The organism is Aeromonas sp. Y311-2 (assembly GCF_027706025.1).
Taxonomy (GTDB): domain Bacteria; phylum Pseudomonadota; class Gammaproteobacteria; order Enterobacterales; family Aeromonadaceae; genus Aeromonas; species Aeromonas veronii.
Genome location: NZ_JAPDCL010000010.1, coordinates 105,798 through 123,536, shown reverse-complemented (window position 1 = coordinate 123,536; position 17,739 = coordinate 105,798). Strand labels below are relative to the sequence as shown.

The following is a 17,739-nucleotide window of genomic DNA, read 5'->3' as shown; positions in this document are numbered from 1 at the left end:
CCCCCTCGTATCAGGAGGGGGTTGCAGAGGTTATTGCCGGATTAACCCTGAGGTTCAGGGTGCCAACACCAGCTTGTAGACACCAAAGCCGGGGTGTTTGGCATCGGTGGGCGGCAGGGTCTCCACATAGTTCAGCTTGCCACCGGTCAGGGCTTGCGCCTCGCTGCGTGGTGAGCTGTAGATGCGCAGATCCAGATTGGCGGGCAGGGGGGCCAGCTGCCAGTTGTTGTCTGCCGGGGGCTCGAAACCGGCCGGATTCTTCTCTGCCAAATCCTTGAGGTATTCGGAGAGCACTTCGCGGGTTTCGAACTGATCTTCATGGACGATCACCTTGGCGTTGATGCCCGGGAAGTTGCCACCACCGCTGGCGCGGTAGTTGTTGGTCACCACGTAGAACATCTGGGCCGGGTCGATTGCCTTGCCCTGATAGGTGAGGTTGGTGATGCGATAGCTGTCGCTCACCTTGTTGCCATCCACATCGTAACGGGCAGGTTTGGTCACATCGACCTGATAGTTCACCCCGTCGATCACGTCGAAGTTGTAGGTGCGGTACTTCTCGTTCACCAGCCACTGGGTGGCGGTGCTGGCGGCATCGATCTTGTTGAACTGGACGGCGCTTTTCTCCAGCCACTCCTGTACGGTCGCGCCATTGATGGCGACCACCTGCAGGGTGTTGGGGTAGACATAGAGGTCGGCCACGTTGCGCAGGGAGATATCGCCAGCCGGTACATAGGTGAAGTCGGTCGGGCCGTTGCGACCGCCACGGAATGGCGCGGCGGCGGAGAGGATGGGCCATTTCTCCTTGAGCTGACCATCTTGTTGCAGCTTCTTGGCGTGCCACAGCTGGGCGTCGCTGACGATCTGGATGGAGGGGTCATCCTGCACCAGCGCGAAGAAGCTGTGGATCGGCTTGGTGATCTTGCTGAGGGGCTCGTCCAGCCACTGGTTGGCTTGCTCGTGCTCGGCAATGACCTGATCGACTACCGCCTGATCTTCGGTGCTGGTGGCGCTACTGTCGATCTTGCGCAGCTGGGACTGGCTGGAGGCCACTTCCCAGCGACCCTCTTTCCAGGTCATGTGCAGGTCGATGATGCCGAGGTGGTTGCCCCAGACGCCCGGCATCACGGTCGGTACGCCCGCCAGGGTGCCTTTCTCGTTGTCCACGTCGGTCATGTTGGGGTAGTCGCCCGGGAAGGTGCGGTGGGCGTGGCCCAGCAGCAGGGCATCGACCCCTTTCACCTTGGCCAGCGGCAGGGCGGCGTTCTCCATCATGGGTTCGCGCGGGTCACCGATGATGCCGGTGTGGGCCACGACCACGACGATGTCAGCGCCCTTGGCGCGGATTTCGGGTACATAGTGCTCGGCGGTCTCGACCATATCGGCCACCACCACCTTGCCTTCCAGATTGCGCTTGTCCCACTGGGTGATCTGGGGCGGCGTCAGGCCCAGCACACCGACCTTGATGGTCTGGGTATTGCCGTTGGCATCCTTCACCTGACGATCCAGCACCACATAGGGTTTGAACTTCTGCTTGCTCCAGTCGATGGTGCCCTTGCCATCACGGCTGAAGGCATCGGCCTGGAAGACGTTGGCGTTGATGTAGGGGTAGTTGGCCCCTTTCAGGGTCTCTGAGAGGAAGTCGAGACCGAAGTTGAATTCGTGGTTGCCCAGGTTGCCGACATCATAGCTCATGGTGTTGAGCGCCTTGATGGCGGGGTGGGTCTGCTTGCTCAGCCACTGCTGTTTGACCTGCTGGTCGTGGATATAGTCGGCCAGCGGGGTGCCCTGGATCAGGTCGCCGTTGTCGATCAGCAAGTTGTTGGCGTTCTCTTCGCGGGCCTTGCGGATCAGCACAGCGGTGCGGGCAAAGCCCAGCGAGGCATCCGGCTTGTTCTGGTAGTAGTCGTAGCTCAGCAGGTTGGAGTGGATATCAGAGGTTTCGATCAGCCGCAGGGTGAGATCACCGGGGGCCTGAGAGTTGTTGTCATCACAGCCGGACAGCAAAAAGATAACTGCCACCGCGCTCAGTTTGAGGGGGGTTTTCATTGTTGGATTCTCTTGTTATGGGTATGCCAGCGTGGTGCATTCTATCGACAGCAAAAGAATCCGATTGTGAGCAGGCTGGCAATTCGGGCTAATTACCCTCCTGTTAATAGAGTTATGACTCTGATTTTCATCTGTTTTTTCTGGTCGCTACCCTCGCTGCTTTTCCGCCGTTAGTCACCCTGTAGTCACCGCCGTGCGGTCGGGGCAAGCGGCGCGGCCAAGCGCTTCTGCGAGGCTGTAATGGTTGGTTACAGATCTCCATTCGACTGATAGATGACCTTTCCCTTAAATTCAGCGGCGATTGATTGCATCTAAAGAATTACAAAGCGACAGCAAGGAATAAAACCTCATGAAAATGCACAACAAAGCGCTGCTGGCCATCGCCTGCGCTGCGGCCCTGTCTGCCTGTGACAGCGAAAAAGCTGCCAACAGCATCGCCAAGCGGGTGCCACTGGCCCTGCCGGAGGCGGGTCTTTACCAAGCGAATCTGATGAGCCGCGACGGCGACAAGGCGACGCCGCGCATGATCAAGGATCTGGATGGTCTGGCGCTGGTCTACCCGAAGGGTGAAACCGTGCAGCACTGGGGTGTCTGGGTGGATCATCAGGTGGGCAAGGTCGAGACCAACAGCCAGTGGCTGGGTCAGGCTGACCAGAAAGCCGACAAAGACGGGATCTACCCGGTGCAGTTGATCCGCAACAGCGAACGGCTCGGCACCAGCACGGCGCTCAGCTCGGTGACCAACGACCACAACCTCATCACCTTCCAGGATCAGCCGGTCATCGATCTGCAGGGCAAGGAGAGCAAGCGCTGGGTTTTTGATTTCACCCGGACCGGCACCAAGTTCTCCGACAATTCCCCCATCTATTCCGGTTTCAGCGGTCATGTGGCGGTGACGGCCCTGACCACCAAAGCGGTGACCACGGCCAGCTGGAGTGCCACGGACAGCGATGGCTTCAGCAGCGACATGGTGGGCAAGGTGGATACCACCAACAACGGCGGCAAGCTGACGGTGGCGATCGAGTTTCCGGCGGCAGGTTGTACGCTGGTGGGCGAGGGGAGTGCGACGGCCGGGTTGAGCAAGCTGACCATGACCGGGTTTGGCAAGTGCAACTTCAAGCAATCCGCTGCCGCCACGCCGATCGAAACCCTCTGGAATGCCGCTCTGGCTCGGGCGATGGATAACCGCGTCGCCTATGTCACCACCTTTACCGCGGATGCTAAAAAAGATGTGCTGATCATCGGCTTCCCCGACACCAATGGCTTGCTGATCACCGCTGACAAGCGATAAGCAGCTAACGGCAGGGGTGGGCAAACGCGCCTGAAACAACAAGGGAGCCAGTGGCTCCCTTGTTGTTTTCAACGCACGGTTTACAGCAGGAATAGTGTCGCCAGCCCGAGGAAGATAAAGAAGCCGCCGGTGTCGGTGATGGCGGTGATCATCACGCTGGCACCGACTGCCGGGTCGCGGCCGAGGCGGGTCATGGTCATGGGGATAATGACTCCCATCAGGGCGGCCACCAGCAGGTTGAGCATCATGGCCAGGGTCATCACGGCGCCGAGCGCCGCATCCTGATAGAGCAGATAGGTGGCGATGCCCATGGTGCCGCCCCACACCAGCCCGTTGATAAAGGCGACCCCGAGTTCCCGCAGCAGCAGGAAGGAGAGGTTGCCTGCCTGAATGTGCTGCAGCGCCAGCGCCCGCACTATCATGGTGATGGTCTGGTTACCGGTGTTGCCGCCGATCCCGGCGACGATGGGCATCAGGGCCGCCAGTGCCACCAGCTGGGAGATGGTGTGCTCGAACAGGCCGATCACCCGCGAGGCGACAAAGGCGGTGCAGAGGTTGATGGCAAGCCAGGCCCAGCGGGTCTTGACCGCCTTGGAGACGGGCGCGAATACGTCTTCATCCTCGCTGATACCCCCCATCCGGCGCAGGTCGGTGTCACTCTCCTCATAGACCAGATCCACCACCTCTTCGACGGTGAGGCGGCCCATCAGCTTGCCCTTGCCATCCACCACGGCGGCGGAGAGCAGGTCATCCCGCTCGAAGGTGCGGGCGGCCGCTTCGTCGTTATCCTCCGGATCGAAGGTGACCGGATCCCGCGCCATCACGTCGCTCACCAGGGTGGCGGGCTTGTGTAGCAGCACAGTGGTGAGGGCCAGCTCCCCCAGCAGGTGGTTGCGCCGGTCGATGACGAACAGCTTGTCGGTGTTGGCGGGGATCTTGCCGCGCAGGCGCAGATAGCGCTGCACTGTGGCCAGACTCACCTCGGGGCGGATGGTGATGATCTCGAAGTCCATCATGGCGCCGACGGTGTGCTTGCCGTAGCGGATCACCTCCCGCACCCGATCCCGGTCGGCGGGGGCCATATAGGTGAGCAGCCGCCCCATCAGGTTGCGTGGCAGGTACTGGCCCAGATAGATCTGATCGTCGATATCCAGGGTGCGCAGTGCGTGCAGCAGCTCCTTGTCGCTCATCCCGCTGATGAGGCTGTCCCACACCGTCTCGGAGGCTTCGACCAGGATCTGGCCGCGCTTTTCCTCCTCCACCAGTACCCACAGGGCATGACGCTCATCGGGCGGCAGCGACTCCAGCGCATCGGCGACGTCGGCGGCGGGCAACCCGTTGACCAGCGCGGTGAGTTCGCTGGTCTGATCGCGCTGCTCGGCATCCTGCACCACCTGCGGATCGAGCAGGCTGTCGGTGAGGGCATCATCGCGCAGCAGCAGGGTGAGAATGCGGGATCTGTCATCCGCGCGCTGCCGGGCGCTGTTCTTGATGGGAAGAGACATGGGATGAATTCCTGAGATGGTAGCCAAGGGCTCAATGCCCATAGGATACCAGACTTAAAACAACAGGTTATGACCGTGATAGGAGAAGAGAGAGGTAAAAGTGAGGCCACCTGCTGGTGGCCTCATGGTGAGTTGCCGAGGATACCTCAGGCGAGGGCTCGCTGAGCCTGTGGTGCCTCGCCAAACCAGGCGAGCCGGTCGGCCAGGGTCACCACCGAGCCCACCATGATGAGGGCAGGACTCTCGACCCCCACCGCCAGCGTGGGCAGCTCATCGAGGGTGCCGCGAATGACCCGCTGGCAGGGCTGGGTGCCGCGCTCGATCAGCGCCACCGGGGTGTTGCCCGCCTTGCCGTGGGCCAGCAGCTGCTCGCGGATGGTGGCGCAGGATGAGAGCCCCATATAGAAGACCAGCGTCTGCCGATCTTTGGCCAGCAGCGGCCAGTCGAGATCCCTGGCGCCACCCTTGCCGTGGGCGGTGACGAAGCGCACGCTCTGGGCGTGGTCGCGATGGGTCAGCGGAATGCCGGCGTAGGCGGCGCAGCCGCTGGCCGCGGTGATCCCCGGCACCACCTGAAAGCCGATGCCAGTGCCGACTAGCGTCTCCAGCTCCTCGCCGCCACGGCCGAAGATAAAGGGGTCGCCCCCCTTCAGCCGCACCACCCGTTGCCCCTTTTTCGCCTCCTCCAGCAAGAGCTGGTTGATCCCCTCCTGCGGCACGCAGTGGTTGCCCGCCTGCTTGCCGACGAAGATGCGTTTGGCATCCCGGCGCACCAGCGCCATCACCTCGTCGGAGACCAGCCGGTCATAGACCACCACGTCGGCCTGCTGCATCTGGCGCAGGGCGTGCAGGGTGAGCAGACCCGGATCGCCGGGGCCAGCCCCCACCAGCACCACTTCGCCTCCGGTGTGGCTTTCGTCGGCAAACAGGTTGTCGGCCAGCTGGTTGGCAGAGGCGTGATCCCCCCGCGCCAGCGCCTGACCGAGCCGGTCCGCCCCGAGTAGCCGCTCCCAGAAGCGGCGCCGCTCGCCCATGCTGGCAAAGCGGGCCTTGACCCGATCCCGCAGGCTGCCGGCAAAGGCCGCCACGGCCCCCAGATGTTGCGGCAGCAGCGCTTCCAGTTTTTCCCGCAGCAGACGGGCCAGCACCGGCGCCTTGCCACCGGAGGAGATGGCCACCATCAGCGGCGAGCGGTCGATGATCGACGGCATGATGAAGCTGGAGCGTTTCGGGTCATCCACCACGTTGGCAAAGATCCGCGCCCGGTTGGCGCTCTGGTAGACCAGCGCATTCACCTCGCGCCGATCGGTGGCGGCCACCACCAGCCACTTGCCCGCCAGTTGCTGCGGTGCAAATTCACCGGCCAGCCACTCGATGTTGCCATTGGCAGCCAGTTCCGCCAGCTCGGGGTCGAGCTCGGGCGACACCACTGTGAGGTGGGCACCGGCATCCAGCAGCAGGCGCGCCTTGCGTTCCGCTACCTCGCCGCCGCCGACCAGCAGCACGGGTTTGTTGTCGAGTCGGCAAAAGATGGGCAAGTAGTCCATGGGGCCTCCGGATCAGGCGGTTCGGGTCTGGTTGGCGGTGCTGGTGGTCTCGCTCACTGCAACCGGGCGCTCAGCCTTGGGGGTGGCATACCAGTAGCCGAGGCCCATAAAGAGGACGCCGGAGACGGTGTTGCCCAGCGTCACCCACAGCAGGTTGTGGCCGATGCCGCCCAGGGTGTAGGCCTCGGAGTGGGCGCCAAACCAGGAGAGAGCGAACAGGGTCATGTTGGCGATGGAGTGCTCGTAGCCGGAAGCAATAAAGGCCAGCAGGCACCACCAGATGGCGATGAAGCGGGCGGCCCCTTCGGTGCGCAGCGCCATCCAGATGGCGAGGCAGACCAGCCAGTTGCAGAGGATCCCCTTCATAAACAGGGTCAGCGCCGGAGCCTGGGTCTTGGCCAGCGCCACCTTGTGGGCCAGACTGCCTGCATCCGGCAGCAGGCTGCCGCCGTAGGAGTAGATGAGCGCCACCACGATGGAGCCAATCAGGTTACCGGCCCAGGTCTGCGGCAGGATGCGCAGCAGGTCGGCCATGGTGATCTTGCCCGTCTTCACCCCGAAGGTGAGGAACATGGTGTGGCCGGTAAACAGCTCGGAGCCGGCGATGATCACCAGGGTCAGGGCGATGCCGAAGGTGGCCCCCATCACCAGCGGCCGGATGGCGGGATCCACCAGATTGCCGAGGGTGAAGATGAGGATGATGCCGAGGCCCACATAGGCCCCCGCCATGGCGGAGCTGAGCCAGAAGCCGAGCTTGTCGCTGCGCTCGAAGCGGTTGATGCGGGCCGCGTTGGCGGCGCACTTGTTAATGGTTTCCGTGTACATCTTGTGAGTCCTTGAAAGGGCTGCCCACAGGCAGCCCGAAAGAGAGTGAAATCGGCGTTAGACGGCGACCCAGACCTGCTGGTCGCGCACTTCAACGGGGTAGCTCTGCACCGACATCGCCGGATTGTCGAAACAGTGGCCATCGCTCAGGCGAAAGCGCTGCTTCTTGAGCGGGCTGGCTACCCAGAGCTCGCCGTCGTGTTCGCAGATCAGGCCCCGCGACAGCACGTTGGCGGCGAAGAAGGGATCCCGGTTGTCGATGGCGAACACCTTGGCCGCCGCGCTCGGGCGGAACAGGGCGATCTGGCGACCTTCAATGAGTGCGCAGACACCGGTTCCCGGCAGGATGTCGTTGAGTTGGCAGGCAAGTTTCATCATTTGGTTTCCACCTCGATCTGGTAGACGGGGATGCGCTCGGCCGGGGTCGCCGGTCGGTGCTGGTCGCGCTCGGCAACGAACTGAACGTCCGGGTCGCGCTTGTCGCTGTTGATGAAGTGGCTGAAGCGCTTGAGCGCCTCCTCTTCATTGAGGGTGCGCGACCATTCGCACTCGTAGCTGTCGATGAGAGTCTGGATATCGCGCTCGAGCGTCTCGGCTAGCCCCAGCTTGTCGTCGACGATCACCTCGCGCAGGTAGTCGACGCCCCCTTCCAGATTGCCGAGCCAGACCGAGGTGCGCTGCAGTTTGTCGGCGCTGGTGACGTAGAACATCATAAAGCGGTCGATCAGCTTGATGAGGGTCTCGCGGTCGAGGTCAGAAGCCAGCAGGTCGGCGTGGCGCGGTTTCATGCCGCCGTTGCCGCCCACATAGAGGTTCCAGCCCGCGTCGGTGGCGATGATGCCGACATCCTTGCCCTGCGCTTCCGCACATTCGCGGGTACAGCCGGAGACACCGAACTTCATCTTGTGCGGGGTGCGAATGCCCTTGTAGCGGTTCTCGAGGAAGACCCCGAGGCCGACGCTGTCCTGCACGCCGAAGCGGCACCAGGTGCTGCCGACGCAGGTCTTGGCCATGCGCAGCGCCTTGGCGTAGGCCTGACCGGTCTCGAAACCGGCCGCCAGCAGCTTGCGCCAGATGGCGGGCAGATCATCCTTCTGGGCCCCGAACAGGCCGATGCGCTGGGCGCCGGTGATCTTGGTGTAGAGCTTGTAGTCGCGGGCTACTTCGGCCACCGCCAGCAGCCCTTCCGGGGTCACTTCGCCACCGGCCATGCGCGGGATGACGGAGTAGCTGCCGTCCTTCTGCATGTTGCCGAGGAAGATGTCGTTGGTGTCCTGCAGCGGGACGTTGCGCGGGCTCAGCACATGCTCGTTCCAGCAGGAGGCGAGGATGGAGCCGACGGTTGGCTTGCACACCTCGCAGCCATAGCCCTGACCGTGCTTGGCCAGCAGCTCGTCGAAGCTCTTGATCCCCTCCACCTTGACCAGATGGAACAGCTCCTGACGGGAGTGAGGGAAGTGAGCGCAGAGGTGGTTGTTGACCTCGATGCCCTGCTTCACCAGCTCGGCGTTGAGCACCTGGCTGATGAGCGGCACACAGCCGCCACAGCCGGTACCGGCCTTGGTGTGCTGCTTGATGGCAGCCAGCGTGGTGTGACCTTCGGCTACGGCCTTGGCGATGTCACCCTTGGAGACGTCGAAGCAGGAGCAGATCTGGGCGCTCTCCGGCAGGGCATCCACCCCCAACGTCGGCTTGGCACCGGCGTAGGCGGGCAGGATCAGGGTGTCCGGGTGGCTCGGCAGCGGCAGGGCGTTGAGCATCATCTGCAGCAGGTTGCCGTAATCTTCCACGTCACCCACCAGCACGGCGCCGAGCAGGCGGCTGTTGTCCTCGCTCACCACGATCTTCTTGTAGACGCCAGCCTGATCGTCCTGAAATACATAGCTGTGGCTGCCCGGGGTGCGACCATGGGCATCACCGATGGAGCCGACGGAGACGCCGAGCAGCTTGAGCTTGGCGCTCATGTCAGCCCCTTCGAAACGGCTGTCGCCGCCCTGCAGATGGTCGACGGTGATCTGGGCCATCTTGTACCCCGGTGCCACCAGCCCGAAGAAGCGGCCCTGCCAGGCGGCGCACTCGCCGATGGCGTAGATGTCGGGGTCGGAGGTGAGGCAGTGATCGTCGATGACGATGCCGCCGCGCTCGGCGATGGCGAGATCACCGTAGCGGCCGAGGGTATCTTGCGGACGAATGCCGGTGGAGAAGACCACCACGTCCACTTCCAGCTGGCTGCCGTCGGCGAAGGCGAGGCGGTGTTTCGCCTGCTCGCCGCCATGCATCAGGATCTCGCTGGTGCTCTTGCTTGTGTGTACCTGCACCCCCATGGATTCAATCTTGCGGCGCAGCAGCTGGCCACCCTGACCGTCGAGCTGCTCGGCCATCAGCACAGGGGCAAACTCCACCACGTGGGTCTCGAGACCCAGCGCCTTGAGGGCACCGGCGGCTTCGAGGCCAAGCAGACCGCCCCCGATCACCACCCCGCTCTTGCCGCTCTTGGCGGCGCTGCGGATGGCTTTCAGATCCTCGATGGTGCGATAGACGAAGCACTCGTGGTGCTGACTGCCCTGGATGGGTGGCACCCAGGGGTAGGAGCCGGTGGCCAGCACCAGTTTGTCGTACCCGACCACGGTGCCCTTGTTGGAGTGCACTTCGCGGTTGGCCCTGTCGATTTTTTTCACCGCTTCGCCGAGCAGCAGGCGGATGCCGTGCTTGTCGTAGAAACCGGGTTTGACGAGGGAGAGATCTTCGCTGGTGTGATGGGAGAAGTAGGAGGAGAGATGGACGCGATCGTAGGCGGGACGGGGTTCTGCACCGAAGACGGTGATCTCGTAGCGGCCCGGCTCGGCCCGCTCGATCAGCTCTTCGATGAAGCGGTGCCCCACCATGCCGTTGCCCACAACGACCAGTCTGACTTTGCTCATGATTGCCTCTAGTTTGGAGTAATAAAACATCATTCTGGGGCTAGGCTACCCAGTCAGTCGGGGTGGGCAATTGATGCAAATCAAGTGTCTATTTATATATCTCGTCAGGGGTAATTCGATAAAATTCAAAGATATACAAAAATAGGTATACCAGTTGATGATTTCTGCGCTGGCTTGGAGTGAGGGATGTTGGAGAGCAAGAGCGCTTTAGCAACAGCCGGGAGTGAAAACTTCTGGCGGAAAAGGCCGGCCTCGCACTGGCGAGACCGGCATCAGCTGAACAAGGTGGCGCGTCAGGCGATATGGCGGCGGAACATGGCGAGCGCGAGCGACAGGGTGACGCCGGCGATGGCGAGCAGCGGCCAGAGCAGGGGCCAGGCGGCCGACCAGTCAAACCCCTTGAGGAAGACCCCCTTGAGCAGCACGATGAAGTGGGTGAGGGGGTCGATGGCCGCCAGCCACTGGAACACCTGCGGCATGTTCTCCACCGGCGAGATGTAGCCCGAGAGGATCACCGCCGGTACGGTGAAGGAGAAGACTCCGAGAAAGGCCTGCTGCTGGGTCGAGCAGAACGAGGAGATGAAGAGCCCGATCCCGGCCAGTGCCAGCCCGTAGCAGACCATGCCCGCCATCAGCAGGCTGAGGCTGCCGGCAAAGGGGAGGTGAAAGACAAAACGGGCGGCCAGCGCGACTATGCACCCTTGCCCCACCGCCACCATGATGCCGGGCACCGCCTTGCCCGCCATGATCCAGCCTGCGGTGAGGGGGGAGACCAGCAGCTGATCGAAGGTGCCCTCTTCTCGCTCCCGCGCGACCGAGAGGGCGGTGACAATCAGGCAGCCGGTGGTGGTGATGATAGCTACCAGTGCAGGCAGGATATGCCAGTGGAACTCGACGTTGGGGTTGTAGAGGTTGCGTACCGCCAGCTCGGGTTGCCCCTTGCCCTCACTTTGCCAGCGGGCGATCACCTGACTGATGTAGCCAGCCGCCACCTGACCACCGTTGGAGCGGCGGCCGTCGATGATCAGCTGTACCTTGGCCGGTTCGCCGCGCGCCAGCCGGCGCGAGAAATCCCCCGGAATAATCAGCCCGAGCAGTGCCTGTTGCCCGGTGATGGCCTCGGTCATGCCCGCCTCGCCCTGCACCGGGATGATGGTGGTAAAGGCGGGCATATGGGTGAGGCGCTCCAGCAGCTCGCGGCTCTGGGCTCCGCCATCCTGGTTGTAGATGGCCAGCGTGTTGCCGGTCACCTCCAGAGTGGCGGCGAACGGAAAGAGGGCGGTCTGCAGCAGCACCGGCATGATGAGCAGAAAGCGCCCCTGAGTATTGCCCATCAGGGCCTGCAGCTCTTTTCGGATCAGCCACCAGAGTCGGATCAGCATGGGTTACTCCAGAGTGCGCCGCGTCTTGCGGGCGGTCAGGGCCAGCCAGAAACCGGCCAGCAGCAGCAGACAGAAACCGTTGACCAGCAGGATCGAGAAGACGCTGCCCGCCTGATAGAGGGTCTGCAGGGAGCTGGCGAAGTAGCGGGCCGGAATGAGGTGAGTGATGGCCCGCAGCAGCGGCGGCATGCTGGCGATCTCGAACACGAAGCCCGACAGCATCACGGCGGGCAGAAAGGCGGCGATCAGCGCTGCCTGTGCGGCATTGAACTGGCTGCGCATCACGGTGGAGAGGAACAGCCCGAGTCCGAGGGCGCTGCCGAGAAAGACGCTGGTGACCAGAAAGAGCAGCAGCAGGGAGCCGCGCCACGGCACGCCCATCACCGCCACCGAGAAGAGCAGGCAGAGCAGCATGGCAATGATGCCAAGGCCATAGTAGGGCAGCAGCTTGGAGAGCAGCAGCTCCCCCTTGGTGACCGGGGTGGCGAGCAGCGCCTCCATGGTGCCGCGCTCCCACTCCCGCGCCACCACCAGCGAGGTGAGCAGGGCGCCTATGATGGTCATCACCACCGCAATGGAGCCCGGCACCAGAAAGTTGCGGCTCACCAGCGCCGGATTGAACCAGGCGCGGCTCTCTATCGACACCGGCATGGCGACCCCCTCGCCAGCAAGCCACCCCTGCCAGATCCCCTGCACATAGTTGGTGACGAAGTTGGCGGTGTTGGGCTCGGAGCCGTCGGTCAACAGCAGCGCCTGCGGCGTGCCATTACTCTGACCGGCTAGCGCGCGGGAGAAGCCGTCGTCGATCACCAGCAGGCCGCGGATCTCGCCACGGGCCAGACTGGCGAGCAGGGACTCCTTGCTCGGGCCGCTGTGGATCTCCAGCGCGGTAGAACCGCGCAGGGCCTGCTCCAGCCGCACCGCCGGGGTGCCGCTGTCGGTGCGCCAGATGCCGAGGCGCAGATGGTCCACATCCAGATTGATGGCGTAACCCATCACCACCAGCAGCACCACCGGCATGATGAAGGCGATGAGGATACTGCTCGGGTCACGGACGATTTGCAGCGTCTCCTTGCGGTAGAGGGCCAGCAGTCGCCGACGGTTGATGCTCATGCGCCCTCCTCGCAGGCCCGCTCGACCAGGGTGATAAAGGCCTCTTCCATTGTTGGCAAAGAACAGGTCGGCAAGGAGCCGGTTGGCAAAGAGGTCGCCGCCTCTTTGGCCGCCAGCCCCTTGAGATCGTCCGGGGTGCCGAGGGCCAGCAGCTTGCCGCGATAGATGAGAGCAATGCGGTCGCAATACTCCGCCTCATCCATAAAGTGGGTGGTGACCAGCACGGTGACGCCGTGGTCGGCCAGCGCGTTGATGTGCGACCAGAACTCGCGCCGGGTTACCGGATCGACCCCGGAGGTGGGCTCGTCGAGGAACAGCAGCGGCGGTTCGTGCAACAGGGCGCAGGCCAGCGATAAGCGCTGGCGCAGACCGAGCGGCAGGGATTCCGCCTTCTGATCGAGCCAGGGGGTGAGGGCAAAGGCAGTCACCATGGCATCGATCCGCGTCTGCTGGTGGCGGCCAAACAGGCCGTAGATACCGGCGAAAAAGGAGAGGTTCTGGGCCACGGTAAGCTGCTTGTAGAGGGAGAACTTCTGCGCCATGTAGCCGAGGCGCTGGCGCGCCGCCGAGGGGCTGTGGGCCAGATCGATGCCGGTCACCAGCGCCTGCCCCTCGCTCGGGCGCAGCAGGCCGCACTCCATCTTGAAGGTGGTGGACTTGCCCGCCCCGTTGGGGCCGAGCAGGCCGAAGATCTCGCCGCGGCGCACCGCAAAGCTGACATCATCGGTGGCGGCAAAATCGCCGAAGCGTTTGGTGAGGTGGCGCGCCTCGATCACCGCCTCGGGGGAGACCCCCTGTGGCAGTTCTGCTTCGCGCATCCCGGCCGCCAGACTCGACTCTCCGCCGGGGCCGCCGCCGAGCAGGTCGATAAAGGCATCCTCCAGCCTAGGCTGGGCCGGTTGAAAGGCGCCGTTGGTCAATTGCAGCTCCGCCAGCGGCGGGGGCATCATGCCCGGGTACAGCAGCAGGCGAACCCGCTCCCCCGCCACAGCGCCATCCATCACTGCCGGGTGAGCCAGCGCCCGGCGCAGCAGGGCGCGCCGCTCGCGGCCATCCAGTTGCCCTGCCTCCAGCAGCCAGCAGCGGCTGGCCACGGCCCCCATCAGATCGGCTGGCGTGCCGCTGGTACGCACCTCGCCATCTGCCATCAGCAGCACGTGGTCGCACAGTTCCGCCTCATCGAGATAGGCGGTACTCCAGAGCACCGTCATCCCCCCCTTGGCCAGCTCGCGCACCATCTGCCAGAGGGCGCGGCGGGAGATGGGATCGACCCCGACCCCCGGTTCGTCGAGCAGCAGCACATCCGGGGTGCCGAGCAGGGCGCAGGCCAGCCCGAGTTTCTGCTTCATCCCGCCAGAGAGCTTGCCCGCCGGTCGTGCGGTGAAGCGGGCAAGATCGGTGAAGGCGAGCAGCCGCGCGAAGGTGGGCGTGCGCTCCGGCTCCAGTACGCCGCGCAAGTCAGCGTAGAGGGTGAGGTTCTCCAGCACGCTGAGATCCTCGTAGAGGCCGAACTGCTGGGGCATGTAGCCGAGGCGCTGGCGCAGCAGATCCCCCTCGCTTACCGGATCCCGCCCCAGCACCCGGATGGTGCCCGCTTCCGGGATCAGCAGACCGGCCAGCAGGCGTAGCAAAGTGCTCTTGCCGGCGCCGTCGGGGCCGACCAGCCCGGTGATGCCGCCAGCCGGAATGGTGGCCGAGATGGCGTTGAGGGCGACCCGCTCGCCAAAGCGTTTGGTGAGTCCCTCAAGGGAGATGGCGCAGCTCATAGCGCCAGCCTGACGGTGACCGGCATCCCTTGGCGCAGGGCCGGGTCGGGGTCCTGCACCACGATACGCAGCCGGTAGACGAGGTGAGTGCGCAAGTCAGGCGTCTCCACCGATTTCGGGGTGAACTCGGCGGTCGGCGAGACAAATCCCACCACCCCGTGATAGGGCTGATCCGGCCGCGAGTCGGTGGTGAGGGTCACTTTGGCGCCGCTCGGGAAGTGGCCGAGCCAGGGCTCCTCCACATAGGCGCGCACCCAGACTGGCGTGGTCAGGGAGAGGTTGAAGGCGGTCGCTCCACTCTGCACCATGCTGCCGTTCTCGATGGCGCGGCTGATGATGATGCCGTCGCTGGGGGCGGTCAGGTTGGCATCTGCCAGCGCCAGTTCGGCACTGGCGAGCGCCGCTTTGGCCCCTTCCAGCTGGGCATCGGACTGGGCTATCTCTTCCGGGCGGTAGCCGGTTTCGAGCTGGGCGAGCTGCTCGTGGGCGGAGCGTACCTGCGCCCGGGTCTGATCTCGCTGGGAGCGGGCGGTATCGAGCTGACCGCGGGAGATGGCGCCGGTGGCTGCCAGTGCGCTCTGGCGGCGCCACTGCTGGTCGGCTTCCAGCGCAGCGGCTTCGGCGGCGGCCAGTGCGGCCCGGGCGCGGTCGGTCTCTTCGCTGCGATAGCCTTTGTGGATCAAGGCGTTGGCGGCAGTGAGCGCGGCCAGATTGGCGCGGGCGCTGTCGCGGCTGTGGGTGAGGGGCACCGGATCGAGGCGGGCCAGCAGTTGGCCGGCTTTTACCCTATCCCCCTCATCGACCAGTACCTGATCGACGCGACCGCCGACCCGAAAGGCCAGATTGACGTCGCGAATATCGACATTGCCGTAGAGGATGGAGCCGTCGGCCGGGCGCCCCTGCCACCAGAGGTAGCCACCGATAACGGTTAGCAGCAGGGCTGCGATTGCAATGCGTTGCTTCATGCCGCTTCTCCTTGAGGATGGCGCTGCAACCAGAGGTAACCACTGGGAACCGCCAGCAGCAGAGCTACCATCGCGATGCGTTGTTTCATGCCGCTTCTCCTTCCTTCATGTTGGTGGGGCGCAGGCCGCGCAGGGCCCATACCAGCCGCTGTCTGGCGCCCTCGGGGTTGTCTATCTGGCTGAGAAAGGGGGCGGCCTGTTCGGGCAGCCAGCCGAGCTGGCGACCGCTGCCTGCGATCACCAGCGGCAGGCCGACCGACCCCATGATGAAGATCATCAGCTGGAGCGGGTGACCCGCGACCAGTGACCCTTCCGCCTGTGCCATCCGTACCTGTTCGATCAGCAGCAGGGGATGGCGGCGCGGCAGGCTGAGCAGAAAACGCTGGGCCGCCCCTTCGCCTGCCAGCGCATCGCCAAACAGGTGGTTGATAAAGCCGCGCTGGCGCGCCACCAGCCCGATCAGCGCCTCCATGGTCGCCTCGAACATGGCGATGGCAGAGGGGTAGGAACCTTTGGCTGCCACCGATTTGAGCTCGTCATAGAGGGGGGCGTACCAGAGCTCCACCAGCTCGTCGATAAAGGCGTCGCGGTTACCGAAGTGGTAGACGAAAGAGCCAAGGTTCACCTCGGCCGCAGCCGCCAGCTCGCGCACCGTCAGGCCGCGCAGCCCCTTCTCGGTGGCGATGGCGAGGCCGGTATCGAGCAGTTTCTGCCGGGTTGGATTCATCTTTCTGGTTCCTGTTGCGCAGCTTTCGATCTGATTTATACGTATGTATAAATCAATCACACAGAAGTTGATAGATCTTTTTTTGAGCAGATTTCAGCAGGGATGAAAAACGGCGGGCTTTCGTAAGGGGAGGTATGAAAGCGCCTTGGGATTGAATGGATTGCCGCAGATAAGGGCCAGAGTCCGGGCAGATGACGGAGGTGGTGGAGAAATAAAAACGCCTCCACAAGGGAGGCGTTTTCAGGTCCATCGATCGCGCTTACAGAATAAAGCGGCTCAGGTCCTCGTCTTCAATCAGCTTGCCGAGGTGGGCGTTGACGTAGTCGGTGTCGATGACAAAGGTCTCGCCGGACTTCTCGGAGGCGTCGTAGGAGATATCTTCCATCAGGCGCTCCATCACGGTGTGCAGACGACGGGCACCGATGTTCTCGGTACGCTCGTTAACCTGCCACGCCGCTTCGGCCAGACGGCGGATGCCATCCTTGGTGAACTCGATGTTGACCCCTTCGGTGGCCATCAGCGCCTTGTACTGATCAGTCAGCGAGGCGTTCGGTTCGGTCAAGATACGCTCGAAGTCATCTGTGGTCAGGGCGGTCAGCTCGACGCGGATCGGCAGACGACCCTGCAGCTCGGGGATGAGGTCGGACGGCTTGGCGATCTGGAAGGCGCCGGAGGCGACAAACAGGATGTGGTCGGTCTTGACCATGCCGTGCTTGGTGTTGACGGTGCAACCTTCAACCAGCGGCAGCAGGTCGCGCTGTACCCCTTCACGGGAAACGTCCGGGCCTGAGCTCTCGCCGCGCTTGCAGATCTTGTCGATCTCGTCGAGGAAGACGATGCCGTTGTTCTCGACCGCTGCGATTGCCTTCTGCTTCAGCTCTTCCGGATTGACCAGACGGGCTGCTTCCTCTTCGATCAGCGCCTTCATGGCCTCTTTGACCTTGATCTTGCGCTTCTTCTTCTGGTTCTGTCCCAGGTTCTGGAACAGCCCCTGCAGCTGGTTGGCCATCTCTTCCATGCCCGGCGGGGTCATGATTTCGACACCCATCGGGGAGGCAGAGAGCTCCAATTCGATCTCCTTGTCATCCAGCTGACCTTCCCGCAGTTTCTTGCGGAAGATCTGGCGGGTGTTGGAGTTGTCGGCTTTCTCTTCCTCACCCCAGGTGTTGCGCGGGTTGGGCAGCAGGGCGTCGAGGATGCGCTCCTCGGCGGCTTCCTCGGCGCGATATTTCATCTTCTCCATCTCGGTTTCGCGCACCAGCTTGATGGCGGCATCGGTCAGATCGCGGATGATGCTGTCCACTTCCTTGCCGACATAGCCCACTTCGGTGAACTTGGTCGCTTCCACCTTGATGAAGGGGGCGTTGGCCAGCTTGGCCAGACGACGGGCGATCTCGGTCTTGCCGACACCGGTCGGGCCTATCATCAGGATGTTTTTCGGGGTCACTTCATGGCGCATCTCTTCGTTGAGCTGCATCCGGCGCCAGCGGTTGCGCAGGGCAACGGCAACGGCGCGCTTGGCATCGGCCTGACCAATGATGTGTCTGTCCAGCTCGTGGACGATTTCTCTCGGGGTCATCTCGGACATGATGGTGTTCCTGTATCCGGGGCGGGCAGTGCCCACCCCTTGGGAAATTGGGTTTGGCTGGCG

The 17,739-nt window shown here is 63.5% G+C and carries 13 protein-coding genes; 1 reads left to right on the top strand and 12 read right to left on the bottom strand.

What is annotated here, in order from left to right:
• Positions 1-54 precede the first annotated feature (54 nt).
• Complete coding sequence (locus OKC42_RS11570; protein ID WP_270819749.1) at positions 55-2,046, bottom strand: bifunctional 2',3'-cyclic-nucleotide 2'-phosphodiesterase/3'-nucleotidase; 1,992 nt, start codon at positions 2,044-2,046, stop codon at positions 55-57.
• A 349-nt stretch (positions 2,047-2,395) separates the two neighbouring features.
• Between OKC42_RS11570 and OKC42_RS11565 the strand changes: the two genes are divergently transcribed.
• Positions 2,396-3,337 (top strand): hypothetical protein, encoded by a 942-nt coding sequence (locus tag OKC42_RS11565; protein ID WP_270819748.1) that lies wholly within the window; start codon positions 2,396-2,398, stop codon positions 3,335-3,337.
• Positions 3,338-3,417: 80 nt separating this feature from the next.
• On the opposite strand, the gene mgtE is transcribed toward OKC42_RS11565, so the two are convergent.
• From mgtE to hslU, 11 genes are all read right to left on the bottom strand, one after another.
• Complete coding sequence (gene mgtE / locus OKC42_RS11560; protein WP_270819746.1) at positions 3,418-4,842, bottom strand: magnesium transporter; 1,425 nt, start codon at positions 4,840-4,842, stop codon at positions 3,418-3,420.
• A gap of 146 nt (positions 4,843-4,988) precedes the next feature.
• On the bottom strand, positions 4,989-6,389 hold the full coding sequence (cysG, locus tag OKC42_RS11555) for a siroheme synthase CysG (protein WP_270819744.1): 1,401 nt from the start codon (positions 6,387-6,389) through the stop codon (positions 4,989-4,991).
• 12 nt (positions 6,390-6,401) lie between these two features.
• The gene (gene nirC / locus OKC42_RS11550) at positions 6,402-7,214 is read right to left on the bottom strand and encodes a nitrite transporter NirC (protein WP_064339127.1); all 813 of its coding nucleotides are present in this window, start codon (positions 7,212-7,214) and stop codon (positions 6,402-6,404) included.
• 57 nt (positions 7,215-7,271) lie between these two features.
• Positions 7,272-7,589 carry a nitrite reductase small subunit NirD gene (gene nirD, locus OKC42_RS11545; protein WP_257691444.1) on the bottom strand — a complete coding sequence of 106 codons (318 nt, stop codon included), beginning with the start codon at positions 7,587-7,589 and terminating at the stop codon, positions 7,272-7,274.
• Positions 7,589-10,135, bottom strand: a complete 2,547-nt coding sequence (gene nirB, locus OKC42_RS11540) for a nitrite reductase large subunit NirB (protein WP_257691423.1) — start codon at positions 10,133-10,135, stop codon at positions 7,589-7,591. Before nirB ends, nirD begins: the two co-directional genes overlap by 1 nt.
• 293 nt (positions 10,136-10,428) lie before the next feature.
• On the bottom strand, positions 10,429-11,517 hold the full coding sequence (locus OKC42_RS11535) for an ABC transporter permease (protein WP_005355575.1): 1,089 nt from the start codon (positions 11,515-11,517) through the stop codon (positions 10,429-10,431).
• Positions 11,518-11,520: 3 nt separating this feature from the next.
• Complete coding sequence (locus OKC42_RS11530; RefSeq protein ID WP_270819739.1) at positions 11,521-12,630, bottom strand: ABC transporter permease; 1,110 nt, start codon at positions 12,628-12,630, stop codon at positions 11,521-11,523.
• Positions 12,627-14,396 carry an ATP-binding cassette domain-containing protein gene (locus tag OKC42_RS11525; RefSeq protein ID WP_270819737.1) on the bottom strand — a complete coding sequence of 590 codons (1,770 nt, stop codon included), beginning with the start codon at positions 14,394-14,396 and terminating at the stop codon, positions 12,627-12,629. Before OKC42_RS11525 ends, OKC42_RS11530 begins: the two co-directional genes overlap by 4 nt.
• Positions 14,393-15,361, bottom strand: a complete 969-nt coding sequence (gene hlyD, locus OKC42_RS11520; protein WP_257691421.1) for a secretion protein HlyD — start codon at positions 15,359-15,361, stop codon at positions 14,393-14,395. The genes OKC42_RS11525 and hlyD overlap by 4 nt, the downstream gene beginning before the upstream one ends.
• Positions 15,362-15,446: 85 nt before the next feature.
• Complete coding sequence (locus OKC42_RS11515; protein WP_270819734.1) at positions 15,447-16,088, bottom strand: TetR/AcrR family transcriptional regulator; 642 nt, start codon at positions 16,086-16,088, stop codon at positions 15,447-15,449.
• Between the two features lie 259 nt (positions 16,089-16,347).
• Positions 16,348-17,676 (bottom strand): HslU--HslV peptidase ATPase subunit, encoded by a 1,329-nt coding sequence (gene hslU, locus OKC42_RS11510; RefSeq protein WP_033136355.1) that lies wholly within the window; start codon positions 17,674-17,676, stop codon positions 16,348-16,350.
• Between the last annotated feature and the right edge of the window lie 63 nt (positions 17,677-17,739).